Origin of the sequence: Bacteroides fragilis NCTC 9343 (assembly GCF_000025985.1) — a bacterium.
GTDB lineage: Bacteria > Bacteroidota > Bacteroidia > Bacteroidales > Bacteroidaceae > Bacteroides > Bacteroides fragilis.
Genome location: NC_003228.3, coordinates 2607161 through 2632939, shown reverse-complemented (window position 1 = coordinate 2632939; position 25779 = coordinate 2607161). Strand labels below are relative to the sequence as shown.

Genomic DNA, 25779 nt, shown 5'->3' with positions numbered 1-25779 from the left:
GCCATACTTGTAATTGCTTCTCTGATGGCCATCTTTGCCTACCAGGCATACTGGTTGGTTAGTATGTACCATACCATGAAAAGTGATATGGAACATTCGATTATCGAGGCTATGCGCACAAGTGATTACAATGAGATGATGTTACGCATAGAACGCATGCGTCGGGATGACCAAGATCATGGTGAAATCTCTGTTTCCGCCGGATACAATGATGAAGGTGGAACACTGGTTCGCAGCAGCACTATGGTCCATAAAGAAAAGATTCCGGGAAGTAGAGGAATACAACAAGATTCCATTCTCAAAACCGAACGGAAACTGGACACCCTGATCGTCGTTCGTAATGATCAGAAAGAAATAAAAGTAGTTCCGCAAGATTCCACTTCGCAGGAGGTAAAAGCTGCCATGCTGCAAACAAAAGGCGGGCTGGACATACTATTGAAAGATCAGAATACCATGCTCGAACTGGCCACTTACTTTCAAAGAGGATTGCACTCCGGCCTTGACGTTATCATGGATCCTGATTTTCAATCATACGATAGCCTGCTGACACTCAGTTTACAGGAAAGAGGAATCTCACTGCCGTATCGGATAGAATATCTGCATTTCGGCAATACGCCTGACTCCAGTTTACTTTTCACCGATACATTAGGAATGGGCGGTACGGCGAACTACATCCCCGGACCGGATGCCCATACGTACGACTACACTTTCGACATCCATTCCCATTCTCTCTACCGCCTTCGGATGGATTCAGTTGCAGGAGTGATCGTCCATCAGATGGCAGGAATACTTATTACTTCATTCGTCATTCTGTTGATTTTGGGATTCTCTTTCTGGTTCCTGATCCGCACATTGCTGAAACAAAAAACACTGGAAGAGATGAAAAGTGACTTCACCAACAATATCACCCATGAACTAAAGACTCCCATTGCCGTGGCATATGCAGCCAACGATGCTTTACTCAACTTCGGACAAGCTGACGAAAAAGCCAAACGGGACAAATATTTAAGTATCAGCCAGGAACAACTGCAAAGGCTTAGCGGACTGGTTGAACAGATACTGACGATGAGTATGGAACAACGCAAAACCTTCCGACTCCGTCTGGAAGAAATAACTCTTGCTACTTTGCTTGAATCATTGACAGAACAGCATAAACTCAAAGCACAAAATCCGATTGACATCGACTATAGAGTAGAACCGGCAAACCTTACAGTATTTGCCGACCGGACCCACTTCAGCAATATATTGAGCAACCTGATAGACAATGCAGTGAAATATTCACCGGGAAAGGCCGTCATCCGCATTCATTGCCGCGAAACAGCAGATAACGGAAAAGTGGAAATTTCTGTCAGCGACGAAGGAACAGGCATCGCACAAGAGAAACAAAAACATATATTCGATAAATTCTACCGCGTACCGACCGGTAACCTGCACAACGTAAAAGGATACGGACTGGGACTCTATTATGTAAAAACAATGATAGAAAAACATGGCGGAACAGTTTGTGTAAAAAGCGAACCCGGACACGGTAGCACATTCACCATCACGTTATGAAAGAGAAAATCAAAGTATTGTTGGCAGAGGACGAACTGACCCTCGCCATGATTATCAAAGACACACTCGAAGAGGACGACTTCATTCTCACTATTGCAGCCAACGGTGAAGAAGGATTACGCATGTTTTTCGATATTCGTCCGGACGTGCTGGTGGCCGATGTAATGATGCCCCGCATGGATGGCTTTGAAATGGTAAGACGTATCCGCCAGACCGATAAACAAACACCGGTACTTTTCCTGACAGCACGTTCGGCTATTAACGATGTGGTAGAAGGCTTCGAACTAGGCGCCAACGACTACCTGAAGAAGCCATTCGGCATGCAGGAGCTGATCATACGCATCAAAGCATTGGTTGGCAAAGCATTCAGTTTCAATGAAGAAAAGAAAACAACCACCCGGTTTGAGATAGGCAACTATTTGTTCGACTCTCTTGCACAAACACTGACACATGCCGGATTGAAGCAGGAGCTTTCTCATCGGGAATCGGAAATCCTGAAGCGACTTTGCGAGAATCAGAATCAAGTGGTCAACACACAGAATGTATTACTCGACCTATGGGGAGACGATAACTTTTTTAACTCAAGAAGTTTACACGTTTTCATCACAAAGCTCCGCCATAAACTGTCAGCCGACGAGCGAATTCGCATTGTCAATGTCAGAGGGATAGGATATAAACTGATCTTAAATTAAATACACAGAATGATGAAGAATAGAATATACTGCACATTTATACTGTCAATCATTACAGTGATGGTATGTGCACAAACAGAACAACCGAAAGACAGTATCAAAGGGCATCGCGAAACTGTACCTGAAATTCGTCAGGGACTGCATATCAACGATAGAAACATACAAACAGACGGTACTCTTCCGGACAACACCCGACAAGCTGCAGCCGGTGACAGTATGACTTTCCGTATACCGTACCCGGAAAGTATTCCGTCCGGTTGGATCGTCCCTCAATTAGGGACCTATTCCAACCCCTTCATTTGGGATTACGACCGTTATTACAATTTCAACCTTTCTCCCAACAGTAATCTCACTACTTTCAGCAATTATAACACCTATCTCAGCATAGGCACCATCGTAAAGGCGGGTGCTGCCTACTCGTTCTCTCCCAATGATCGCTGGATCTTTTCGGGAGGAGTGTTTGTTGCTAAATATACATTGCCAAGCCTTCGCATCCCCACGGCTCCGATGGCCGGTTCGCGCTTTGATGCCGGTATCCACGGAAAAATTACCTACAGGCTTACAGACCATTTATACCTGAACGTGTTCGGCCAATATTCGCTCAACGGGCAACGAAACTCTAAGAAGGGCTATATGGTCCCCGACTTATATATGCAGAATCATTTCGGAGGAACAGTCGACTACATGTTCAATGGTAAATTCGGCATTACCGGCGGAGCCATCCACGAATTCAATCCCGTAAAAGGACGTTGGGAAACGAACCCTGTTTTCGGCCCTGTAATTCATCTAAAAAAGAAATAAAGGATTCACGGCAAGCAGATTATTTTCATATCTTTGCGTTTTGAAAGATAACATAGAACGGATATGAAGAAGCTGATATTCTTTTTGCTGCTGTTACTGAGTACGGCCTCACTTTCTGCCCAGTCGGAACAACCTTCCGACAGCATCCGGCATTTGCCTTCTACCGTCAAGCAATACGGAGATTTCCTGATCGATATGGGATTGTTTATAGCAGCTCCTCCCAAACTGCCGAAATATAAATTCGAATTACCCGATGCAAGCAAAGACTATAACCGGATCTTCAGTTTGAATCCGGACGTCATAATGACACAAGGACTATCCAATGTGTTCACTCCCTCCCTTTCATACGGATTCGGTTGGGGCGGACACGATTTCTTCTCGTCTCCGCAACAGCTCCAGATGGGATCGTTTAAACTGAAAAACGGCATGCGTCTGAACACGTATGGGGAATATAATGCCGATGGCAAAAAAGTCCCTAACCCTGCCGCCATGCCATGGGAAAAGAACAACTTCAAAGGGGCTTTCGAGATGAAATCTTCCGATGGGAATTTCGGTATCCGCATTGAAGTCCAGCAGGGGCGCAACTATCCATATTAAAAAAAGAAAGAAATGAAAAACATATTGATTATCGGTGCCAATGGATTTACGGGGCGCCGGATACTGAATGACTTATCGGTTAACCCTATATACCACGTCACAGGATGCTCGCTGAGAGATGACATTTGTCCCGGCAAAGATTATCGCTTCGTACGTACCGATATCCGGGACGAAAATGAAGTACGGAAATTATTTAAAGAATGCCGGCCGGATATCGTAATCAACACCTCTGCCCTTTCGGTACCGGACTATTGCGAAACCCATCATGCAGAAGCTGAAGCTACAAATGTTACAGCAGTCGAAACGATAGCACATGTTTGCGAACAGTATGGCAGCCGTTTCATCCATCTTTCCACGGACTTTGTATTTGACGGTAAAAGCACCCGGCTCTACAAGGAAGAAGATGAAGCGATTCCGGTGAATTATTACGGTGTTACGAAACTGAAAGCCGAAAAGATTATAGCCAGCATTTGTAGTAATTATGCCATAGTACGTGTAGTCGTCGTTTATGGAAAAGCCCTTCCGGGACAGCATGGCAACATCCTTCAGCTAGTAGCCAACCGGTTGAGAAACGGAGAAACGATCCGTGTCGTATCCGATCAATGGCGTACACCGACCTTTGTTGGAGATATTTCAGTAGGAGTAGAAAAGCTGATGTTTCATACAGCCAACGGCATCTATCATATTTGCGGCAGCGAATGCCTCACAATTGCCGAAATCGCCTACCGGGTGGCTGATTTTCTGAAACTGGATCGTTCATTGATCGAACCTGTCACTACCGAAGAAATGAAAGAGGTTACTCCCCGCCCGCGTTTCAGCGGATTAAGTATCGAAAAGGCTAAAGCCGAAATCGGGTACACCCCGCGCACATTGGAAGAAGGTATGGAGGCTTCTTTGTTCTAACTTCACAGCAGAGGAGAGCAGAAAAGTAATTTCCCATTTATCAGGAGCAGGCAACAGCCATCATGGTGCAGTCGTTTCGGAGCTGTTGTGCCAGATTCTGAACGATAAGGGTTCTTGGGATGCCCCTCAGCGGTTAAACGGCTCTTTCGGCACTCCCGGCCTGCAATCTCTCCAACAGTTCTTCAATGCTGTTCAGCGTTACGGCTTCCCCTTCCTGCGGATGTAGGATGAATCCGTTACCGTCTTTCAGATCACCGGTTTCGATGTAGGTATCCGACTCGACAGTACGATTAGCCAAAATCCCGTTACGTTGCAGGGCTTTACGCACCATGGCATATTTCTGTCCATGCCCCACCAGGCGTATCTGCGATGTATATTCGTTGTCTACCCGGAACAAGCCCGTCTCCAAATCGAACACAATGCCTTTACGGGCAAAGAAACTACTCAGTTTGCCACTCAGTGACAGATCTTCCGGAGTACCGATAGTCACCCCGTTCATCTTGTCCATCAACCAGATTTTATCGGCAATCTGTAAAGCCAGCTCCAGATCATGTGTGGAAAGAAAAATCGTTTTATTGGTCTGGCGGCTCAACCGATGAAGCAACTGCATCATCTCCACTTTACTGGGGAAATCGAGAAATGCCGTCGGTTCGTCCAGAAAGATCACCGGAGTCTCTTGTGCCAGCGCTTTGGCAATCATCACTTTCTGTCGCTCACCATCACTCAGGGTATGCACCATGCGGTGTGCCAGGTTCTGAATCTTCACCAAAGCAATGGAACGTTCGACCACCTCCTTATCTTCTCCGCGAAGTGTTCCCCAAAAATCGGTATACGGACTGCGTCCCAAGCCTACAAGCTCGTGCACCGTCATATTGCGAATATCACATTTCTCAGTGAGCACTACGCTAATGACGGTTGACAGTTCCTTGTCGGTATATGCATCGATCTCCTTGCCCACAATCTCTATCTTACCCCCCAATTTAGGTTGAAATGCCGAAAGTGTACGCAATAGGGTGGACTTCCCTACTCCATTAGCTCCCAACAGGCAAGTCAGTTCGCCACAGTTAATGCCGGCATTGATACGATCGGCCACAACTTTAACATCGGTCTTACCCAGGTAGCCTATCGAAAGATTCTCTATATGAATGGTTTTTTGCTTCATGATTCTTTATTCACTTAATTCACTTTTACGCTTACGGAACAACACTGATGCCACGACCGGCGCGCCTACCAGAGCAGTCACGGAGTTGACCGGAAGAGCTCCCTCAAAGCCCGGCATGCGGGCAACTAGATTGCATACCAAAGCCAACGAAGCACCTGCCAGCAAAGTGGCCGGCATCAGGATGCGGTGATCCGAGGTATGAAAGATGGCACGGCAAAGATGAGGAACCGCCAAACCAATGAACATAATCGGTCCGCAATAAGCGGTCACGATGGCCACAAGCACTCCCGAACATGAAATGACCAACAGGCGGGCACGCTTGATGTTCAATCCCAAGTTACGTGCATACCCATCGCCAAGCAGCATCAGATTCATGGTTTTAATCAACAGGAAAGAGAGCGGAATCAGCACAACCATGATACAGACGAACAAGGTCATCTGATCACCGGAGACGCGGGCAAAGCTACCCAACCCCCAAATGACGTAAGCGCGGATGTCTTCTTCCACACTAAAATATTTGAGTACACCGATAACGGCACTCGCCACATAGCCAATCATCACACCGATAATCAACAAAGTTACATTTCCTTTCACTTTTTGGGATACATACACAATAAGCGCCATCACCGACAGGGCACCGATAACGGCCGCCAACGAAAGAGCCACCTCGCCCATATATCCCAATTTGCTAAGTGCCACGCCTCCAAATGCTCCGGACAACAATACCACGAAAGCCACTCCCAGGCTGGCACCGGAACTGATACCAAGTACAGAAGGTCCTGCCAGCGGATTACGAAATACGGTCTGCATCTGCAAGCCACTGATAGAAAGTCCGGCACCCGCCACCAAAGCGGTCAAAGCCTGCGGTACCCGTGACTTCCAGATGATATTTTGCCAGATAACGGATTCATCCGTTCCGCCCCAAAGTATGTTCCATACCGAACCGATGGGAATGGAAACCGAGCCCAGAAGCAGATTCAGCAGAAAAAAGACAAAAATAGATGCGGCTATAAGCAGCATAAGAGGTATTGTCGGTCGTTTCATCGGACAGATTAATTGAGTCGTTCGTAATAGACAGGCGTATAATCGGGCAACAAGTCCGGATGAAAAGCCTTAATCAAATCTTCCAGTACCACTTCCGGCTGGGTAGGCATACTTTCATAAAACGGCTTTTCACGCATGTTGCAATATATCACCCCTTTCTCACGGAAAGCACGAAAATCGGCATATCTCGGATCTTCACTCTTCAATACATCATAAGAGAAAGTCCCGTCGAAACTATTGACAATACGCCAATAGTCGGCACTTTCCGCCTGGCTGTACACTGTTTCGAAGTCGAGTGTGACACCTCCCGACCGGGGATCGTCTTTCAGAAAATAATCGGCACCTGCATCACGAAAGAGCTGTGCCAGAAAACTTTTACCGCCCACGGCATACCAGTTGCCCCCGCGGATCTCTCCACTGAACACCACCGGACGCTTCTTTACATGGGCAACCCTTTCTTTCAATTCATTATAATGCTTTTCTATGGCTGCAAATTTCCGGTTGGCAGTCTCTTCCTCTCCGATGAAAAGTCCGATAAACTTAATCCATTCGGCCTGTCCCAACGGAGTCATCTCTTTGTATCCCAAATGCGGCACCAGCGGAATGCCCACTTCACGCATGGCATCGTATCCGCCGCGCTTGAAAGGAGAAATGAAGATGACATCGGGATTCACACTCATGATCACTTCATTATCAAAGTTCCCCTCGATACCTATCTTAGCCGTTTTACCCTGCTTCAAGCGTTCGTTCATTTCTTTGTTGAAGAGATGACGGGTGCTCGTGATACCCACTACATGACTTAAAGCATCCAGTTTAATAAAGTTGGATAACTGCAAGGAAGTCATACAGATAACACTCTTCACAGGAGTCTCTATCACTGTATAGCCGGCAGGAATATTTTCAGGTTTCGTCCCTCCGGGCACAAGAGCGTAATGAAAAGATTCACCTCCTTCTTTCTGCGGATCGCTGATATCGACCAAGCGGCATGTAGGAGTATAGGTCACTTTAAAACCTTTGGCATAAACTGGTGTGATACGGACAGAAGATGTATCGGACACCTCACCGGTTACTATCGTTACATTCTGGTTGTTCTTCGAACGACAACCGGCTAAAGAGATACAGGCCAGCAGTGCGCATCCGATCAGGAATTGTTTCATCGTTATTTGTCTTTTAATTCAGATTACAGCGGTCAAAGATACTTAATAATTCTTGTTTCATAGGGATATTTTCCTCACTTTTGCAGAACATTAAGATGATAAACCGATAACAAATGATAACTACACATCCCATACGTTTCGTATCTTTAGGCCCCGGAGAACCGGATCTGATTACATTGAAAGGACTCAAAGCACTGCAAGGAGCCGATTGCATCTTCTGTCCGGCCACCATGACTCAAGACGGCAAGTCCTCTTCACGGGCACTCTCCATCCTGAACACTCTCGGATTCTCGGACACCGTACAGTGTTTCCGGCTTCCTATGGACAAGGACAGGACACTGGCATTAAGATCTTATGAAGCTGTATATGAAAGCAGCAAAATACTCCGTGCAGAGGGACAAAACGTCGTAATTGTGGCCGAAGGAGATGCGGGTCTTTACTCTTCCATCCACTACATCTACGACAAGCTGCAACAAGACGACATCCCCGTTGAACAGATTGCCGGTATTCCCGCTTTTATTGCTTCCGGAGCGATGGCGGGCCTGCATATTGTCAGTCAGGAAGAGCGGCTGATCGTGATACCGGGTCACGTCACCGCTAAAGAACTGGACGACTACCTGAAACATCAGACGGTAGTGGTCATAATGAAGCTATCGCAATGTATAGACGAGGTACACCAATGTATAATTAACCATCCGGAATACCAATACCACTACTTTGAAAATGTAGGGACCGAGAAGGAATACTACTCTTGCTCCACCGAAGAACTTCGGGAAAAAAGATACCCTTATTTCTCGGTAATGATTATCAGATTCGGATAAGGTTACACCTCGTTAAAGTTCCCGACCAATCACATACCAGCTATACATCCCGGCACATACGAGTTGTACAACTCGTACATCACCAGTTGCACAACTCGTCGTGTACCAGTTGTACAACTCGTCTACGATTACATCGGTTGATTGCATATTCAAGATAGAATGATTACATTTATATCCCCTAATACTCAATGATCATGAAAACTACCAGACTCCAACTTTCCCTTTTAGCCCTTTTTCTGGGGTGCGCTTCTCTACAGGCACAATACAAATGGGCAGATCCACTCAAACAAGACTTTCATACAGTACGCGGACAAGCATGGCAGGACGAACTGAAAGATTCTTATGCCCGCCTCCCGCAAAGGGCAGAAGATAAAGTACGCAAGCCTTTATGGGATTTGTCGCGGCAAAGCGCAGGGCTGTCTGTCGCCTTCCGTTCCAACGCATCCGAAATAAAGGTTCGCTACGTAGTAAAAGGCGGACTCTCTATGCCCCATATGCCGGCTACGGGAGTTTCGGGCATCGATCTGTATGCTACAGACAATAACGGGCAAGAACGCTGGTGTGCCGGAAATTATTCCATGGGAGACACCATTGTCTACAATTTCAGGGGACTTTCATACGCGGCTAAATCCGGCAACGAATTTGAATACCAACTATTCCTGCCGCTATACAACAGTGTATCATGGATGGAGATAGGTGTTCCTGCCGACGCTTCTTTCCGTTTTCTTCCGGTTTCACAAGAAAAGCCTCTGGTCATATACGGCACTTCCATTGCGCAAGGAGCCTGTGCTTCGCGTCCTGGCATGGCATGGGGCAATATACTGAACCGGAAGTTGGGACATCCGGTCATCAATCTGGGGTTCTCCGGCAACGGAAAACTGGAAGAAGCACTCTTCGATCTTCTGTCAGAGATCGATGCACGGCTATATATCATTGACTGCATGCCCAATCTGGCAGGAAAAGAAGCATCGGCCGTAGTGTACCAACGCACTTTGGAGGGAGTGAAAAAACTTCGTGAAAAGAGCCAGGCCCCCATCCTGTTGGTAGAACACGACGGATATAGCAATGAATTCAGTTCCGAAAGCGCGGAGGAATCCTATCGTGTGGCCAATGCAGAACTACGCAAGGCATACGAGACGCTGCAAAAAGAGCAGGTTCCTACTGTCTATTATCTGACCAAGGAAGAAATCGGTATGCCGATGGATGCCATGGTAGACGGTGTTCATTCCACCGACCTGGGTATGCAGCAATATGCGGACAGTTACCGGAAGAAGATAGGTGAGATCTTACACGAAGAGAGTGAAGGGCCTACTTCATGTATCCCTTGCAAGCAGCAAAGAGATCCATACGACTGGTACGGACGCCACGAAGAGATCTTGAAACTAAATAAGCAAAGTGCTCCCGAAGTGGTGATGATCGGCAACTCGATCACGCATTTCTGGGGAGGCGAACCTATTGCACACAATCAGTTTGGAACAGAATCCTGGGATAGACTTTTCAAAGGAAAGCGAGTTCGTAACCTCGGATTTGGCTGGGACAAAACAGAAAATGTACTGTGGCGTATCTACCACGGTGAGCTGGACGGTTTTCAGGCACAGAACATTTTCCTGCTGATAGGCACCAACAATCTCTTGTTCAACACCGACGACGAAGTCATAGAGGGAATCTGCCGGGTCGTAAAAGCGATTCGCGAGCGTCAACCCCGTGCAAAACTCTGCGTGATGGGCATCCTGCCGAGAAAAGAGATGGAAACCCGCATTGCCCAAATAGATGCGGCATTGCAAGAGCGACTGAACGGCAAAGATTGTACTTTCATTAATCTTGCTCCGCAACTGACGCATAAAGACGGAACAATAGACCATTCACTGTTCCGTGACGGGCTTCACCCGAATGCCGAAGGATACAAACGCATCGCAAAAGTGCTGAAAGGCTACTTATAAACAAAGGACTCAATCCTTAATAATTATGCCTCCTCCCCCTTAAAGTGCCACTGCATTTTTCCAGAGTCTGACAATGGTATATATTCGTTTTCATCATGAACCGTATGTTGCTCATACTGATCCGGACAAACGGATAGAAACGGGTAAATATCATTGCCGGCTGCCGCAGCCGCTCTGTAACGGCTGTAATCATAAGATACTCAAATGAAATATCTGAGATATACCTGTCACGGAAATCTGTATGCCGATGCAGAATGTAAAAAAGGCAACGAGCTTGTTAATGATCTGATTCCCTACCGGCCCGAGTTTCTGAATAATTCTTTGCCCTTGGGAAAGAAAGATATAAAGTATGGCTGCCATACAAACTATAACAAGTGCGATCACAAAATAATTGATTCCGGTTTGCAACAATTTACCTTTGACGCTGGCAGAAGCCATCAGAGTAAATATAACGGATATACTGCCCGGACCGATGCTGATGGGAAACGTGATGGGATAAAATATCTTCTGTTCTATATTCTTCCATTTGAGGCTATCCATGTTCCGGCTCGATTCTTCCTGATCCGGGGAGTTAGAATCGCCGAGCAACTCCATGGCCGTTTTACAGATAAGTATCCCACCGCCCAACTGAATGACAGGGATGGCCAGTCCGAACATTAACAAAAACAGGTGGCCTATGACCAAAGTACCCACACCGATTATTATAAAGTTAAGAATCAGTTTCCGGATGGCGGTTTTCCGCTGCTTGGGATCCAGGTCGGTAAAAAAGCCATTCACCACAAAACCGTTTCCCAAAGGATTCACCACGGGAAACAAAGCCATAAAAGAGGAAGAGAATATAATTAGCAGATTACTCAGTGACATAGTTCTTGCATTTTTTAAAATACTCCATTAAGAATACAATACCTATGTAAAAACACAGATGGACTCTTATTGATGCTGCAATTGCAAGAAACATTTTCTTATTGTGATATTTTAACGGACTAACACTAATGGGAAACATACATACGTGTGTATCCGCACTTCCCCGGAAAAGTAAATCGTATATTATGCGAAGACAACTCTCACTTCCGTCCCCTTCCCTTCTTCGGAACGAATGCTGACCTTACCCCTGTAGACAGAAAAGATTTTCATGGAAAGACTTAACCCGATCCCTTGACCGACGTATTCTCTCGTATTACTTCCCCGGTAGAATGACTGGAAGATAAGTTCCATTTCATCCGCCGGGATGCCGATTCCGGAATCTTTGACAGCTATCCCCCATCGCTCATCTTCCTTGTAAAGCCTGATAAGCACCTCGCCTTGCGAATACTTGCAGGCATTGTCTATCACGTTTTGCAAGGCTATTTTAAACAAGTAAGGGCTGGCACTGACCACAGCGTACCTTGCGGCATCTTCCGGATATTGCAGCCGGATGCGCGGGTTAGCAGCTCCAGCCTCTTCCAACAGGTCTGCCAGACGAATCTCTTCTACGTTATTCTTCCGGATGTCCTCTTCCTGTCTCGACAGAAACAGCAGATGCCTGATCAGATTGGACAGGCGTTTACTTTCCCCGGCTATCCGCCGGAGTGCTTCGATGTACTCATCGGTACTCCGTTCTTTCAGGAGACTTATTTCACATTCACCCTGAATGGCGGTAATAGGATTATTCAGTTCGTGAGAAGCATGGCTGACAAATGATTTTTCTGCTCTAAATGCCGTATCGATACGGTCGAGCATACTGTTTAAGGTTTCTATCAGATGGTCCAGTTCATCTTTATTGCCGGTGGTCTTCAATCTGCGGTTCAGACTGTTGCCGCGGATCTGTTTCAACTGTAACAGGACGTGCTGCAAGGGAATCAATATTCTCGTAGAATAGAGTTGTCCGATGAAAAAGATCAATACCGAGCTGCATAATACCAGAAAGGCGGATAAGAGCAGCAAGTGTTCTTGTATCTTGACCCCATAACTGTTATGCGACATGATAATTACGATAAAATTGCCTTCATTATCGGGATAGTATAGTGCGGCTCCCAGCATATCCTGATATACGAAAGAGACCGATGACATCTCTTTTGACTCGAGAAGCTGCTTCTGCTGGCTGGCGGAAAGATATTTATTCAGCGTATCACGCACCACGGCATCACTATCCATATCCAACAAAATCTCTTTGGCCTCCGGCAGCAGCTCATCATACTTCCGTTGAATGGTCTGATAGCTTTGCTCATCCACTTCATCTCGCTCCCAGTGTTTCTGAGCGGTCAGAAAAGCTTTTTCCCGAAGGTATGACCTGTACAACCCATCGATATACCTTGAACTGAACAGGTAGAACACTCCGATAACTGCCATGGTGGTCAGTACCGTTACCAACGTATAAAAGAGTGCGATTTTACGTCCTATTTTCATAGCCTGGCTTGTTAAAGTTAAGCATACATGATATATCCCGAACCTACCACCGTATGAATCAATTTCTTGTCATGCTCCTTATCTATTTTACCACGAAGATAGTTCACATAAACATCTACCACATTGGTATTCGTATCGAAATTCTTATCCCATACATCTTTCAATAATGTCAGGCGCGAAAGCACCATGCCTTGATGGGTCATGAAATACTCCAGCAAGCGGTACTCCTTAACAGTGAGTTCTATCTCCACCTCCTTGCGTCTGGCACGGCGGGTGTTGCAGTTAAGCACCAGATCATCACATACCAGCTGCTGGACAGAGTCTTCCCGCCCTCTGCGCAGGATGGCCTTGATGCGCGCCTCCAGTTCCTGAAAGCTGAATGGTTTCACCAAATAGTCATCCGCCCCCGAATCGAGCCCTTTCACGATATCCTCCGTGGTGCCCAATGCAGTCAACATTATAACCGGGGTGAGATAACCGTATTGCTGCCGATAAAGCCGGCATAGCTCCAGACCGTTCATCTTAGGCATGATAATATCCAGGATCAACAGGTCGAATGCTTCTTGCCGGATGAGTTCCCATCCGGCATCACCGTCATTAGCCACCGACACAGAATGTCCAAACTCCTTCAAACCCCGTTCTATAAACGAAGCTATATTCACTTCATCTTCTACCAATAATATCTTAGCCATCCTTCTTTAGTTTTTAAAGTGGCAAATATACTGTTTACACTCGTCTTTGCCGCAATTTACCCTCTTTATCATACAACGTTTTACCATAAATAACTTCTACAATCAACGGAAAAATGAATAGAGTAAAGAAAGTATCGCACAATACGCCCCCGATAATGACAATGGCAAGCGGGCGTTGCGACTCAGAACCGATGCCATGACTCAAGGCGGCCGGCATTAATCCGATGGCAGCCATAGCAGCCGTCATCACGACCGGACGAACACGCGAACGGACGGTATTCTTTACAGCTTCCGATAAAGGTATGTGTGAACGTACGTTCGATTTAATGCCCGAGATCATAATCACTCCATTCTGGATGCAGATACCGAACAGGGCAATGAAACCGATCCCCGCAGAAATCGAAAAGTTGAAATGGGTAATCAACAAAGCAATAATTCCCCCGGCAGCTGCAAACGGCACATTCAGTAGCACCAAGCCTGCATCTCTCGCATTCGAAAAAAGGATGAAGAGAATGACAAAAATAATGGCAATGCTGACAGGAACCACCTGGGCAAGCCGCTTACTGGCACGTTGCTGATTTTCAAAATCTCCGGTCCATTTCAGCGTATATCCGTCCGGCAGATGTACCGAAGCCGCCACTTTCTTTTGTGCTTCGGCGACAGCAGACCCCATAGCACGTCCGCGTACGGAGAACTTAACGGCACAAAAACGGGCATGACTGTCACGGAATATAAGTAGAGGTCCCGTAATAGTCCGGATATCCGCCAGCTCTTTGATCGGTATCATCGTACCATCCATTGCGGGTACCAGAATCTTACCTATTTGCTCTTCGTTCCGGCGAAACTCTTCATTGTAACGCACCATGATATTGAATTTACGCTCGTCTTCATAAAGCAGGGAGGCCGATTTACCTCCTATAGCCATCTCGATAATAGACTGCACGTTCTCTTTAGACACACCGTAACGCGCCAGTTGCTTTTCATTCAACTCGATGCGAAGTTCCGGCTGGCCAATGTTGCGGATCACTCCCAAATCCTCGATACCTTGTACGGTTCCCAATACTTTGTCGATCTGCACAGCCAGTTTCTCCGCTTCATATAAGTCTTTGCCGAAAACTTTAACGGCAATAGATCCTTTTACACCCGAAGCCGCTTCCTCTACATTGTCAGTGATCGGCTGCGAGAAATTAAAATCGGTGCCGGGATAAAGAGCAAGGGCAGATTGCATTTTCTCAATCAGTTGTCCTTTGCTAAGTCCGCTTTCCCACTCCTTCTCCGGGAAAATATCGACATGAAACTCCACATTATAAAAACCGGTGGCATCGGTTCCGTCATTCGGACGCCCGGTTTGCGAAAGCACCTGTCTTACCTCGGGAAATGCCAGTAATTCTCTGCGCATTCTATTGGCAAGGGATACTGACTCATCCAAAGAAATGCTCTGCGGAAGGGTAGCGCGAATATAAATAGCCCCTTCATTCAACTGCGGCAAAAATTCCATTCCCAGAAACGAATAGAGAAACAGACCGACTCCTCCTGCCAAAGAAGCCAATCCGATAGACAATTTACGATGGGCATGAAAGATCGCAAACAAAGCCGCACTCTTTTCTCTGATAAAGTGCACCAGAAAATTACTTCTCTCACGCACATTCTTCTTCAAAAGAATAGACGACATGACCGGAACCAGCGTCAATGTGAAAATCAATGCTCCCAGTAAAGCAAATCCCAGAGTATAGGCCAAAGGAGAAAACATTTTTCCTTCTACTTTTTGAAACGAAAAGATGGGAATCAGCGCTGTAATGATAATCAGCTTAGAAAAAAAGACAGCTTTGGCCTTTTCTTTGGCTGTACTTCGGATCAGGCCCATTTTTGACATCCTGTTGAATACGGGCATTCCCACCTCTTTCGCTTTTCGGTCGAGGGCAACGAATATTCCCTCCACCATCACTACCGCTCCGTCTATAATGATCCCAAAATCAATAGCTCCCATTGAAAGCAGGTTGGCAGACATCCCCATTATGTGCAAGCAGATAAAAGCAAATAACAGGGCTAACGGTATAATGACCGCAACTACTGCCGTCGTCCGCCAGTCTGCCATAAAAATTAATACAATGAAAGTTACCAGCAATATGCCCTCTACCAAATTGTGTGTCACCGTATGAACTGCAAGATCCACCAGATCTTCCCGGTCATAGAAAGGTACGATCTCCACATCCGACGGCAGGATATTCTCATTCAGTTCGTCTATTTTCGCTTTCAACCCGGATATGACTTCTCCCGGATTCTCTCCTTTGCGCATCACCACAATGCCTTCCACTACATCATCTTCATCCATACGCCCCACCTGGCCCAAACGGGGTAAACATGATTCGCGTACATCGGCCAGATTTTTCACCAGTATGGGAGTCCCATTAATGTTTTTTACTACAATGTTCCGCAGTTCTTCCAAGTCATTAATCAATCCGATACCTCTCACAACATAGGCCTGCGAACTTTTGGTAATCACATCTCCCCCGACATTGATATTGCTTTTCGCTATGGCATCATAAAGTTCAAGCGAAGTGATGCCATAATTGATTAACTGATTCGGATTGACACTGACTTCAAAAGTCTTCACTTCCCCGCCGAAACTGACAATATCCGCCACTCCCGATACGGCACGCAAGTTACGGTCGATCACCCAATCCTGAATCGTTTTCAGTTCGCGTACACTCCGTTTGTCACTTCGCAAAGTATAACGGTAAATCTCACCCGTAGGTCCGTAAAGAGGTTGTACTTCCGGAGTCACCCCATCCGGAAGATCTGCGTCATTCAATAAATTGTATACCTGCTGACGGGCAACAAAATCATCCACATGATCTTCAAACAACACATTGATGACCGACAGTCCGAATAGGGTTGTCGAACGGATGTCCGTCTTCTTCTGTACCGAGTTCATGGCTATCTCCACCGGAATCGTAATGAACTTCTCCACCTCTTCCGCACTGCGTCCCGCCCATTGGGTAATGATGGTCACTTTCGTATTCGTCACATCGGGAAATGCATCTATCGGTGTATGCTTGAACGAAACCACACCGGCAATGACGGCAATCGTCGTACAAAAAAAGATGAAGAACTTATTTTTCAACGAAAATGCCACAATATTGTCTATAAACTTATGCATAGTATTCTTCCGTTTTTAGTCTGCATTTAAACTATTGTAGACCAATAATACATTCTGATTCAGCACTCTGTCACCCTCGGAAAGTCCGGAACGGACATAGCATTCCTGATTCTGCCGTTTGTATACATCGACTTCTTTCACTTTCAGGCGGTTGTCGGGGGTGACGGTTACGACGTAATTCTTACCTCCTTCAAATATCAAGGCATGTGCATTGATCCGAGGCATCTGTTTCCCGGAAGATTTGCACTCAACATTGACCGTGGTGAACATACCCGGCTTCAGCAGATAGTCTTCGTTACACAGCTTTACCCGTACGTTCATTGTCTTACTTTCAGTATTCAACATGTGGTATACTTTATCTATATTTCCGGAGAACACCTTACCCGGATATGCCAGCGTAGTGATATGTACCGATGCTCCTTCTGCTACTTTACTGATGTCGCTTTCATAAACATCTGCCATCACCCATACATGCTCCAGACCGGAGACAGTAAATATCTCCTCACCCTGATCGGGACGAAGCTGCATATTTCTGCTCACACTCTTTTCCACAATAAAACCGCTAACGGGAGATTTGACTTCATAGAATGACCGGCCGCTAAAGTTATTTATGGAAAAAATTTCTTTGATGCGATTCTCTTCCGCTTCAGCATTGATCAATTCCTGACGTGCCTGCAATACATCTTTATCGGATGCCAACCCGGAATCGAACATATCCCGGGTAGCATTTACATTTCTGCGGGCAATAATCACCTGCTGCTCCGCCTCTTTCATCTGTCTTTCGTAATCGGCCACTTCACCGCTACGCAATATGGCAAGTATGTCTCCTTTTCTCACATAATCCCCAACTTCAGCGCGAAGCTCCGTCACTGTTCCGCCAAACATCGGATAGACGTGTGCCACCTGTTCCTGATTAAAAGTAACACGTCCGTTCAAAGTCAATTCATCTGCCACATCATGCAGATGCACCGTATCGACGGAAACTATTTTCAGTAAACTGTCTGTCAGACACAGATCTTGATTTTCTCCGGGGTGCTTCACTTCTGATGAGCAACCACTCCCCATACCCAAAATCAATAGGCATGGAAGGTATTTTGTCCAATTCATAAATTATATGGATTTAGTAGTTAAAAATAGGTTGTCCGGCCACCGCATTCAGGTTCTCTATACCGAGCAGTACGTTTTTCTTGATTTCGTAAAGCCGGATGCAAGTCTCTTTGTAGCTATCATAAAAGTCGATGAATTCTAAAAGACTGATGTTACGTTTGATAAAGTTCTCGTTGGCTCCGGCTATCAGTTTCTCAAAATTCTGTTCCAGTCCCATATCAGTCGACTGATACAACTGACATGCTTTCTCTAAAGCAGTATAAGCTGCGTATAGTTCGGCCTCGGCTTTATTTCGGGAATACTCTTGCTCCCGATCCGCCTTCAGAAGATTGAAACGGGCCATTTTAATATTCCCCTGGTTACGGTTAAAGATAGGTACCGACATACTGAATCCGATTGCAAAGTAGTTATTAATAAAATTACCTTGGCGATCATAACTACCTTTTACTGCGAATTCCGGAAAAGCCAACGCCTTCTGCAATTTCAGATCGGCTTGCGAAGCAGTGACACAGCTGCGTGCCAACTTCTGGTCAGGTCTCCCGTGTACCCTCTCTTGTAAATCGGCATAAGACAACCGGTCCATGTTTAATTGTCGAAGATCTCCTTCATCTATTACAGGCTCTGTCCGAAAGTCGGCAGGCAGATTCAGTAACAGATTCAATTCTCCTCTCCGGGACAAATAGTTGCTTTCGCATTCGTTCTTGTCTTTCTTCAGAGAAAGCAGCATAGACTCGAGTCTCGCCATTTCCATTAAAGAGATATTTCCCTTTGCATGCTGCTCTTTTATACCTGTCAGCAAATGCTCCAGCGAATTGATTTCTTTATCATAAACAGACAATGACTTTGAGAGATAGAAAACTTCTGTAAATGCCTCGCCAAGTTCCTGGCGTAAAGTCTTCATCACTTCTTCGAACTGATAACCGGCAATTTCCTTGTTTATCTTTTCCAACCGTATCTGCTTATTCCGTTGTCCGGCAAGGCGTATCACCTGCTCTATTTCGACTACCGACTCGCCTTTTTTGCCGAAGTCAAAGTACTTTCCATTCAATCGGTTATACACATTTTGTTCGAATGAAATTACCGGATTATCGAACAGTCCGGCCTGAAGCAACCTGGCTTGTGCGATGTCTACATTGTAGCGCTCGGCCAATAGGGATAAATTACATTTCAGGAAACGTTGCTCTGCCTCCTTCAGAGTCAAGCCGACGGACGGCTGTTGGGCTTCGGCAAATCCGAAAAAGCCAAGAAAAAAGAGAATAAAAAACTTTCTGATCATAGTCCTTGTTATTTTGGAAGCAAAAGTACAACTCCCCCATGAAGCAAACCGTTTGAAAGCAATTATAAGATACTCAGATAAGATTAGAAAGTTATTAGAAAGCAGAAAAAACGGGACAAGGAAGAATTGCTAATATAATAGGAGAAATAGCTATCTGACAATAAGATCTATCTTCCTATCTTTGCAACATCAAAGAAATAAATAAGTAATCACTAAAAAAGTAAAAATATGAAAGTCATTGATTTAACAAAAGAAAGCTTCGTAGAGAAAGTGGCCGAATTCCAAGAATACCCGAATAAATGGGATTTTAAAGGTGATAAACCTTGCCTGGTAGATTTTCATGCTCCCTGGTGTGTATATTGCAAAGCCCTGTCACCTATACTCGACCAACTGGCTGTAGAATATGATGGGAAAATAGATATTTATAAAGTGGATGTAGATCAGGAACCGGAACTGGAGGCTGCTTTTGCCATTCGTACAATCCCTAACCTGTTGCTTTGTCCGATGGGAGGAAAACCAAGTATGAAATTAGGAACTATGAATAAAACCCAGTTAAAAGCATTGATAGAAGAAGTTTTGTTATAATTTACCGGATCAATCATTTAATGAAGGGGTATCGAAACCCGTATTCACCACAGATTACACGGATTCACACAGATAAATAGAATAGATTAAGCTTACTCTGTGTGACTCTGTGTACCCCTGTGGTGAGTTATGAAACACTCTCTTGAAATTAATATGACTATTTTATTCCGGCAGCAAGTACCAACCTTATATCTGCATATGAGACATCATCCCCCAAAGCTGCTTTAATAACCGTCAGTCCTTTATCACTTCCATGGGCCTGTACGTAACGGATGATTTTCGTGATTTTCTCTCTTGCCACCAACTGCTCTATTTTAACTTCACCAGAGCGTACATAGTGTTCCAGATGTCCCGCTATGGTTCCGGAAACCAGCTCGCGTTCCTTGGCTATTTCTTCAATACTCTTCCCCTGCCTGAAAAGACGATACGTTACCTCTTTGGTATCAGGCTTCGGTTCTTTCACCGATTTAGCCTCTTTTAAAGGTTTGGGCTCTTTCGACGTTTTAATCCCATTATTGACAGTCAACGTCGCTGTTGGCATTTGCGGACGTTCTATGCCATGCTCCTCTACGTATCGGTTCACCATTTCAAGCAAGGCATCACCGTATTTTTCGGCACCGCGTTTTCCGAAATACGGAATACGTATCAGTGAAGCCGCATCATTCGGCAAGAGGTTTACAATACCCAGAATTGCTTTCTGCTGTATGATGGTATATACAGGCAAACCAGCTTTTGCAGCTTCAGAATTTCTCCAGGCAATCAATTGCTTATATAATTCCGGATGAAGAATATCAGTCGGTACTTCTATTTTCTCGGCTGTCCGGGATTTACGCTCCGATCTTCCGGAAGAAGACGCAGCTTCTCCTCCCGAAACAGATAACGTAAGAACAGCCTTCTGTTTTAGAAATGCGGAAACAGAAAAACCTTCTTTCTCAGTATAGCACAAGGTCCCCAGCTTTACGTGCAATGCTGTCTTCATTGCATCTGCCGCTTCGGAGAATTTCTTTTTCAGTTCTTTATTATCCGTTTCTACTTTTGTAGAAGTAATCAGCGGAGTTAATAAATCTTCCAGATGTTGACGGAAATAGTGGGCACCGGCCATAACCCGTTCATTCAATTTCGGGTTGGCGGTATAATCTTCAGCCCCCATCAATAGGGCAGAATATTGCAGTTTAAATGTATCGGCGACTTTCATTATCTGCGTTTTATACAGATCGGCAGTTGTCTTATATCGTTCCAACAACTTTGGATAGAGACGATATAAATGCTCGTCAAGCAAGCGAAGCAAACGTAAAAAATGCTGTTCAATCGGATGAAAATCAAACTGTTCGCACAACAATTCATAGAAGTAATGTTGACGCAATAGAGCCAATTTATGCTTGTCGGGAGTCATCTCTCCGGCATTACGGGTAAATTCATCAATCGTATCGTCACTGATAATGGACTCTCGCCTTAAAGGAGAACTAAGCACCAATCCCTGAAGCGACTTACAACGACTCAGAGCGACATAAACCTGTCCATGGGCAAAAGAGGCATTTGCATCAATGATTGCACGTTCGAAAGTTAACCCCTGGCTTTTATGGATGGTTATTGCCCATGCCAGACGAATGGGATATTGCCGGAAAGTACCTTCCACCTCTTCGGTAATCTCTTTCGTCTGCGGATTCAGGCTGTATTTACTATTTGTCCATTCTTCGGTTTCAAGCAGAAAGTCCTGTGATTCTCCGTTCCCTTTCACCCGGATGCCATCTTTACTGACAGCCGTAACCAAACCGATCATTCCATTATAATATCGATGTTCACCGGAAGAATCGTTTTTAATAAACATTATCTGAGCCCCTTCCTTAACGGTAAGCATTTCATCAGCCGGGTATGCCGATTCCGGAAAAGTGCCTTCCACCTTCGCCTGGAAACTGAAAGCTCTTCCTGAAAGAGAAAGCAGTTGTCGGTCGTTATATTGCTGAGCCTGATAGTTATGTGTAGTCAGTCGGATATATCCTTCTTCCTCTCTCGGACGGAATCCCGGAAGATAACGTTTGTTCAATTCTTCCAGAACAGCGTCGTCTGCCTCTTTCTCTCTGATTTTATTCAATAATCCGACAAATTCCATATCACTTTGCCGATAGACTTTCTTTAACTCTATCGTGATATATTCCGTCTCTTTCAGTGAATGACTGCCAAAGAAAAATGCTGTATCATAGTAAGAGCTCAACAGGCTCCAGTCCTCTTCTTTCACCACGGGAGCCAATTGCTGCAAGTCGCCTATCATCAGGAGCTGAACACCGCCGAAAGGTTTCGAGCGATCACGATACCGACGCAGTACAGCATCAATTGCATCCAGTTGATCGGCACGTACCATACTGATTTCATCGATCACCAACAAGTCCATACTACGGATAATATTGATTTTTTCTTTTCCGAATTTATGAAAACCTTGCTGAGCAGAATTAAATGTGCTTTCCGGAATGTAAGGTGCGAAGTTCAACTGAAAAAAGGAGTGTATAGTGACACCTCCGGCATTAATGGCAGCAATCCCCGTAGGTGCAACCACTACCATACGCTTTGGGGTAAGTTCTTTTAACCGACGGAGAAAAGTTGTTTTTCCGGTTCCGGCCTTTCCTGTCAGAAAAAGATGCGTACCGGTATTTTCAATGACTTGCCAGGCTAATTCTATTTCGTGGTTCTCTTCCATGCAATAATACTTTGCGACAAAGTTAAAGCAAAAGAAAGAAGAAAGCAATATAATAATAAGTTATTTCACGGTAGAAACCACAAAGGTCACGGAATGAAGGTTATCAACTTTTCATTAATAACCATTCCGTGACCTTTGTATACTTTGGTGTGGAAATCTATGCCATACTGCCACCTACAATATCGAGCAATTCATTTGTAATGGCCTGCTGGCGGGTTTTATTATACTGCTTTGTCAACTCCTGAATCAGTTCGTTGGCATTGTCCGTCGCTATCTGCATAGCCAAAGTACGTGCAGCATGTTCGGATGCATTAGAATCGAGAGCAGCTGTAAATATCTTCTGACTCAACACCTGCGGAATCAAGTCTGCTATCAATTGAGCTGCAGAAGGTTCTATGATATAGTCATTCACTACTCCACCTCTCTCTTCGTCATTTTGAACGGCAGACAAGTCAATCGGTAAATATCTTTCACGCAACAGTTCTTGTACCCCCATTGACTTGAAATGGTGATAAATCAATTCCACACGGTCGATATTTTTTTCCAGAAAAAGTTCCATCAACAATTTGGCCAATGCAGCGGCTTCATCATACGACGGTTTATCTGCCAACTTCTGATAACTGCCTTGAGGAAAGAATCCTAACTTCTTGACAGCCTCCTCTATTTTTTTGCCCACCGGATAGATCAGGATATTATCTTGTCCCAACTCGCGATATTCTCCCACCGTCTGCAAAAACATTTTCAGTACATTCGCATTGAAAGCACCGCATAAAGAACTGTTGGAAGAAAAAGCCACAATAGCGACCCGCTTGACGGGACGTTCCACACAGAACGGAGACTCTACCGGAAGATCAGCACTCAGAAAGTTAGTCAGAATCTTATTCAACTTCCTCTGATAAGGCAACATATTCTCAATGGCTCCCTGCGCCTTGTGTAACTTGGCAGAAGCCACCATCTTCATTGCTGAAGTGATTTTTCGGGTACTTTGTACCGAATTTATTCTGGTTTTTACTTCTTTTAGTGAAGCCATAATCTTCTAAATGATTTATAATTAACTATACTGTTTGGCAACCATTGCCGCCGTTTCTTCAATGGCCTTCGTTACCTCGTCATTGATCACTCCGGTTTTCAATACATCCAGCACATCCGCCTGATGATCGAGAGCGAGTGTATTGAGGAACGCTGCTTCAAAATCTTCTACCTTATCCAACGGAACATTTCGCAATAATCCGTGGATACCGCAATAGAGAATGGCAATCTGCTTCTCTACCGGCATTGGAGAGTATTGGGGCTGAACCAGCAAACGGGCGTTTTTCTGCCCCTTGTCAATGGTCAGTGCGGTAACCGGATCCATATCTCCACTAAATTTGGAGAATGCTTCCAATTCGCGATATTGTGCCTGATCGATTTTCAATGTACCGGCCACTTTCTTCATAGCCTTAATCTGCGCATTACCTCCCACACGGGAAACCGATATACCTACATTAATAGCCGGACGATTACCTTGATTGAATAAATCCGTATCAAGGAATATCTGACCGTCTGTAATAGAGATCACATTAGTCGGAATATAGGCAGAAACGTCTCCGGCCTGAGTTTCAATAATAGGCAATGCTGTCAGCGAACCTCCACCTTTCACTTTACCTTTCAGGCTTTCGGGCAAATCGTTCATCTCACGGGCCACTTCTTCCTGATTAATAATCTTGGCTGCACGCTCCAGCAAACGGGAGTGTAAATAGAAAATATCGCCCGGATAGGCTTCACGTCCCGAGGGGCGACGGAGAATCAAAGACACTTCACGGTAAGATACTGCTTGTTTCGACAAATCATCATAAACAACCAGTGCATGTCGGCCGGTATCACGAAAATACTCACCGATGGCAGCCCCCGCAAACGGAGCAAAATATTGCAATGCAGCCGGGTCTCCAGCTGTAGCCGCCACCACAATAGTATAATCCATCGCACCATATTGGCGTAAGGTGTTTACGATAGAAGCTACCGTGGAACCTTTTTGTCCGATAGCTACATAAATACAATATACAGGATCACCTGCTTCATAATTACTTCGCTGATTGATGATCGTATCAATGGCTATCGATGTCTTACCCGTCTGTCGGTCACCGATTATCAGCTCACGCTGTCCACGACCGATAGGGATCATTGCATCAACAGCCTTCAGACCCGTTTGCAAAGGTTGATTCACCGGCTGACGATAGATGACCCCGGGAGCTTTACGCTCCAGCGGCATTTCATAAAGTTCACCTCCTATCAGCCCTTTTCCATCCAATGGTTCACCCAACGGGTCGATAACGCGTCCCAACATACTTTCTCCCACACGGATAGAAGCAATTCGCTTGGTACGTTTCACCGTAAATCCCTCCTTGATTTTATCCGTCGGTCCCAGCAACACGGCACCTACATTATCTTCTTCCAAGTTCATCACAATGGCCTTGATACCATTGTCAAATTCAAGTAGTTCGTTGGCCTCGGCATTGCGTAGACCATAAATACGCACTACACCATCGCTTACCTGTAGCACCGTACCTATTTCGTCAAGCTGCACTTTGGTCTCGATCCCTTCAAGCTGCTGCCGCAGAATGTCGGATACTTCGCTTACTCTTATATTTTCAGACATAATTTTTCACTAATTATACAATTCTTCGATTCTTATCAATGAATTGTTGTTTGACTTTCTTCAACTGTGTAGCGATACTGGCATCCAGTCGGTAATCGTTAATATCGAAAACGAAGCCGCCTTCTATAGAAGGGTCAACCACTGTTTCCAACTCCATATATGCATGCAAAATATGTGCAGCAGTTTGTCGGATACGCTCTTCTGTAGCTTTGTCTACCGGAACAGCAGTGATCAGTTTCCCTACACCGATGTGTTTCTTCTTCCGGTAAAGATCCAGATACATCAGACTCATAAATTGCAGATAGGTCTCCCTTCTCTCCTTGAGTACCAACCGAATGAAACGAATAAATTCTTCACTCGGTTTATGGTCCCCATCGGCTGCCGTACAGATCAGATTAAACTTTTCGTTAACAGAAACAATAGGATTGTCAAGCACGGCACAAAATCCCTTCACAGTACGGAAACTGTGCGCCAGTGTGACAAGCTCATGATAAAGCCTCTCCTCCGCTCCTCTCTCTTCAGCATAAGCCATCAGAGCTTTCGCATACCGCATTGAAATTATTCCGACTTCCATCT

Annotated in this window: 21 protein-coding genes; 8 read left to right on the top strand and 13 right to left on the bottom strand. The window is 45.3% G+C overall.

Annotated elements, in window-relative coordinates; translation table 11 throughout:
* Positions 1-24: 24 nt before the first annotated feature.
* From BF9343_RS10600 to BF9343_RS10580, 5 genes are all read left to right on the top strand, one after another.
* Entirely contained in the window at positions 25-1554 is a 1530-nt protein-coding gene (locus BF9343_RS10600; protein WP_172579074.1) for an ATP-binding protein, read from the top strand.
* Complete coding sequence (locus tag BF9343_RS10595; protein WP_005787526.1) at positions 1551-2246, top strand: response regulator transcription factor; 696 nt, start codon at positions 1551-1553, stop codon at positions 2244-2246. Before BF9343_RS10600 ends, BF9343_RS10595 begins: the two co-directional genes overlap by 4 nt.
* A gap of 12 nt (positions 2247-2258) precedes the next feature.
* On the top strand, positions 2259-3047 hold the full coding sequence (locus BF9343_RS10590; protein ID WP_041926323.1) for a hypothetical protein: 789 nt from the start codon (positions 2259-2261) through the stop codon (positions 3045-3047).
* A 63-nt stretch (positions 3048-3110) separates the two neighbouring features.
* Positions 3111-3644, top strand: coding sequence for a hypothetical protein (locus BF9343_RS10585; RefSeq protein ID WP_005787524.1), 534 nt, complete (start codon positions 3111-3113; stop codon positions 3642-3644).
* Positions 3645-3656: 12 nt separating this feature from the next.
* A complete protein-coding gene (locus BF9343_RS10580) occupies positions 3657-4547 on the top strand; it encodes an SDR family oxidoreductase (RefSeq protein WP_005787522.1) in 891 nt (296 codons plus the stop codon).
* Between the two features lie 133 nt (positions 4548-4680).
* Here the strand turns inward: BF9343_RS10580 and BF9343_RS10575 are convergent, their stop codons facing one another.
* The 3 genes from BF9343_RS10575 to BF9343_RS10565 are packed head-to-tail and all read right to left on the bottom strand — an operon-like array spanning position 4681 to position 7910.
* Positions 4681-5709: an ABC transporter ATP-binding protein gene (locus BF9343_RS10575; RefSeq protein ID WP_010992919.1), complete on the bottom strand. Its 1029-nt coding sequence runs from the start codon at positions 5707-5709 to the stop codon at positions 4681-4683.
* A 6-nt stretch (positions 5710-5715) separates the two neighbouring features.
* Positions 5716-6753 (bottom strand): iron ABC transporter permease, encoded by a 1038-nt coding sequence (locus BF9343_RS10570; RefSeq protein WP_005787518.1) that lies wholly within the window; start codon positions 6751-6753, stop codon positions 5716-5718.
* An 8-nt stretch (positions 6754-6761) separates the two neighbouring features.
* Positions 6762-7910: an ABC transporter substrate-binding protein gene (locus BF9343_RS10565; RefSeq protein WP_010992918.1), complete on the bottom strand. Its 1149-nt coding sequence runs from the start codon at positions 7908-7910 to the stop codon at positions 6762-6764.
* Positions 7911-8023: 113 nt separating this feature from the next.
* On the opposite strand from BF9343_RS10565, the gene BF9343_RS10560 reads away from it, so the two are divergent.
* Together BF9343_RS10560 and BF9343_RS10555 are read left to right on the top strand one after the other, a co-directional pair.
* A complete protein-coding gene (locus BF9343_RS10560; protein ID WP_005787514.1) occupies positions 8024-8731 on the top strand; it encodes a precorrin-2 C(20)-methyltransferase in 708 nt (235 codons plus the stop codon).
* Between the two features lie 194 nt (positions 8732-8925).
* Entirely contained in the window at positions 8926-10671 is a 1746-nt protein-coding gene (locus tag BF9343_RS10555; protein WP_010992917.1) for an SGNH/GDSL hydrolase family protein, read from the top strand.
* Between the two features lie 189 nt (positions 10672-10860).
* On the opposite strand, the gene BF9343_RS10550 is transcribed toward BF9343_RS10555, so the two are convergent.
* The 6 genes from BF9343_RS10550 to BF9343_RS10525 all read right to left on the bottom strand — a co-directional run bounded on the left by BF9343_RS10550 (position 10861) and on the right by BF9343_RS10525 (position 19291).
* Entirely contained in the window at positions 10861-11535 is a 675-nt protein-coding gene (locus BF9343_RS10550; protein WP_005787510.1) for a MarC family protein, read from the bottom strand.
* Between the two features lie 183 nt (positions 11536-11718).
* Positions 11719-13056: a sensor histidine kinase gene (locus BF9343_RS10545; protein ID WP_010992916.1), complete on the bottom strand. Its 1338-nt coding sequence runs from the start codon at positions 13054-13056 to the stop codon at positions 11719-11721.
* A gap of 17 nt (positions 13057-13073) precedes the next feature.
* A complete protein-coding gene (locus BF9343_RS10540; protein ID WP_008660145.1) occupies positions 13074-13748 on the bottom strand; it encodes a response regulator transcription factor in 675 nt (224 codons plus the stop codon).
* 34 nt (positions 13749-13782) lie between these two features.
* Positions 13783-16908 (bottom strand): efflux RND transporter permease subunit, encoded by a 3126-nt coding sequence (locus BF9343_RS10535; protein ID WP_010992915.1) that lies wholly within the window; start codon positions 16906-16908, stop codon positions 13783-13785.
* A 15-nt stretch (positions 16909-16923) separates the two neighbouring features.
* Positions 16924-18015 (bottom strand): efflux RND transporter periplasmic adaptor subunit, encoded by a 1092-nt coding sequence (locus tag BF9343_RS10530; protein ID WP_005787502.1) that lies wholly within the window; start codon positions 18013-18015, stop codon positions 16924-16926.
* Positions 18016-18028: 13 nt separating this feature from the next.
* Complete coding sequence (locus tag BF9343_RS10525; RefSeq protein ID WP_010992914.1) at positions 18029-19291, bottom strand: TolC family protein; 1263 nt, start codon at positions 19289-19291, stop codon at positions 18029-18031.
* Between the two features lie 228 nt (positions 19292-19519).
* Between BF9343_RS10525 and BF9343_RS10520 the strand changes: the two genes are divergently transcribed.
* A complete protein-coding gene (locus BF9343_RS10520) occupies positions 19520-19876 on the top strand; it encodes a thioredoxin family protein (RefSeq protein ID WP_005787498.1) in 357 nt (118 codons plus the stop codon).
* Between the two features lie 157 nt (positions 19877-20033).
* Here the strand turns inward: BF9343_RS10520 and BF9343_RS10515 are convergent, their stop codons facing one another.
* The 4 genes from BF9343_RS10515 to BF9343_RS10500 form a co-directional block, all read right to left on the bottom strand.
* Positions 20034-22568, bottom strand: coding sequence for a helix-turn-helix domain-containing protein (locus BF9343_RS10515; RefSeq protein ID WP_010992913.1), 2535 nt, complete (start codon positions 22566-22568; stop codon positions 20034-20036).
* A gap of 157 nt (positions 22569-22725) precedes the next feature.
* Positions 22726-23598, bottom strand: a complete 873-nt coding sequence (locus BF9343_RS10510) for a F0F1 ATP synthase subunit gamma (RefSeq protein ID WP_005787494.1) — start codon at positions 23596-23598, stop codon at positions 22726-22728.
* 21 nt (positions 23599-23619) lie between these two features.
* Positions 23620-25203, bottom strand: coding sequence for a F0F1 ATP synthase subunit alpha (gene atpA, locus BF9343_RS10505; protein ID WP_005787491.1), 1584 nt, complete (start codon positions 25201-25203; stop codon positions 23620-23622).
* A gap of 13 nt (positions 25204-25216) precedes the next feature.
* Positions 25217-25777 carry a F0F1 ATP synthase subunit delta gene (locus BF9343_RS10500; RefSeq protein WP_008768717.1) on the bottom strand — a complete coding sequence of 187 codons (561 nt, stop codon included), beginning with the start codon at positions 25775-25777 and terminating at the stop codon, positions 25217-25219.
* Between the last annotated feature and the right edge of the window lie 2 nt (positions 25778-25779).

Bases quoted from the DNA above. Each gene is read 5' to 3' on its own strand.
- BF9343_RS10600 (WP_172579074.1), top strand. From the start codon at position 25: ATGGCCATCTTTGCCTACCAGGCATACTGGTTGGTTAGTATGTACCAT.
- BF9343_RS10595 (WP_005787526.1), top strand. From the start codon at position 1,551: ATGAAAGAGAAAATCAAAGTATTGTTGGCAGAGGACGAACTGACCCTC.
- BF9343_RS10590 (WP_041926323.1), top strand. From the start codon at position 2,259: ATGAAGAATAGAATATACTGCACATTTATACTGTCAATCATTACAGTG.
- BF9343_RS10585 (WP_005787524.1), top strand. From the start codon at position 3,111: ATGAAGAAGCTGATATTCTTTTTGCTGCTGTTACTGAGTACGGCCTCA.
- BF9343_RS10580 (WP_005787522.1), top strand. From the start codon at position 3,657: ATGAAAAACATATTGATTATCGGTGCCAATGGATTTACGGGGCGCCGG.
- BF9343_RS10575 (WP_010992919.1), bottom strand. From the start codon at position 5,709: ATGAAGCAAAAAACCATTCATATAGAGAATCTTTCGATAGGCTACCTG.
- BF9343_RS10570 (WP_005787518.1), bottom strand. From the start codon at position 6,753: ATGAAACGACCGACAATACCTCTTATGCTGCTTATAGCCGCATCTATT.
- BF9343_RS10565 (WP_010992918.1), bottom strand. From the start codon at position 7,910: ATGAAACAATTCCTGATCGGATGCGCACTGCTGGCCTGTATCTCTTTA.
- BF9343_RS10560 (WP_005787514.1), top strand. From the start codon at position 8,024: ATGATAACTACACATCCCATACGTTTCGTATCTTTAGGCCCCGGAGAA.
- BF9343_RS10555 (WP_010992917.1), top strand. From the start codon at position 8,926: ATGAAAACTACCAGACTCCAACTTTCCCTTTTAGCCCTTTTTCTGGGG.
- BF9343_RS10550 (WP_005787510.1), bottom strand. From the start codon at position 11,535: ATGTCACTGAGTAATCTGCTAATTATATTCTCTTCCTCTTTTATGGCT.
- BF9343_RS10545 (WP_010992916.1), bottom strand. From the start codon at position 13,056: ATGAAAATAGGACGTAAAATCGCACTCTTTTATACGTTGGTAACGGTA.
- BF9343_RS10540 (WP_008660145.1), bottom strand. From the start codon at position 13,748: ATGGCTAAGATATTATTGGTAGAAGATGAAGTGAATATAGCTTCGTTT.
- BF9343_RS10535 (WP_010992915.1), bottom strand. From the start codon at position 16,908: ATGCATAAGTTTATAGACAATATTGTGGCATTTTCGTTGAAAAATAAG.
- BF9343_RS10530 (WP_005787502.1), bottom strand. From the start codon at position 18,015: ATGAATTGGACAAAATACCTTCCATGCCTATTGATTTTGGGTATGGGG.
- BF9343_RS10525 (WP_010992914.1), bottom strand. From the start codon at position 19,291: ATGATCAGAAAGTTTTTTATTCTCTTTTTTCTTGGCTTTTTCGGATTT.
- BF9343_RS10520 (WP_005787498.1), top strand. From the start codon at position 19,520: ATGAAAGTCATTGATTTAACAAAAGAAAGCTTCGTAGAGAAAGTGGCC.
- BF9343_RS10515 (WP_010992913.1), bottom strand. From the start codon at position 22,568: ATGGAAGAGAACCACGAAATAGAATTAGCCTGGCAAGTCATTGAAAAT.
- BF9343_RS10510 (WP_005787494.1), bottom strand. From the start codon at position 23,598: ATGGCTTCACTAAAAGAAGTAAAAACCAGAATAAATTCGGTACAAAGT.
- atpA (WP_005787491.1), bottom strand. From the start codon at position 25,203: ATGTCTGAAAATATAAGAGTAAGCGAAGTATCCGACATTCTGCGGCAG.
- BF9343_RS10500 (WP_008768717.1), bottom strand. From the start codon at position 25,777: ATGGAAGTCGGAATAATTTCAATGCGGTATGCGAAAGCTCTGATGGCT.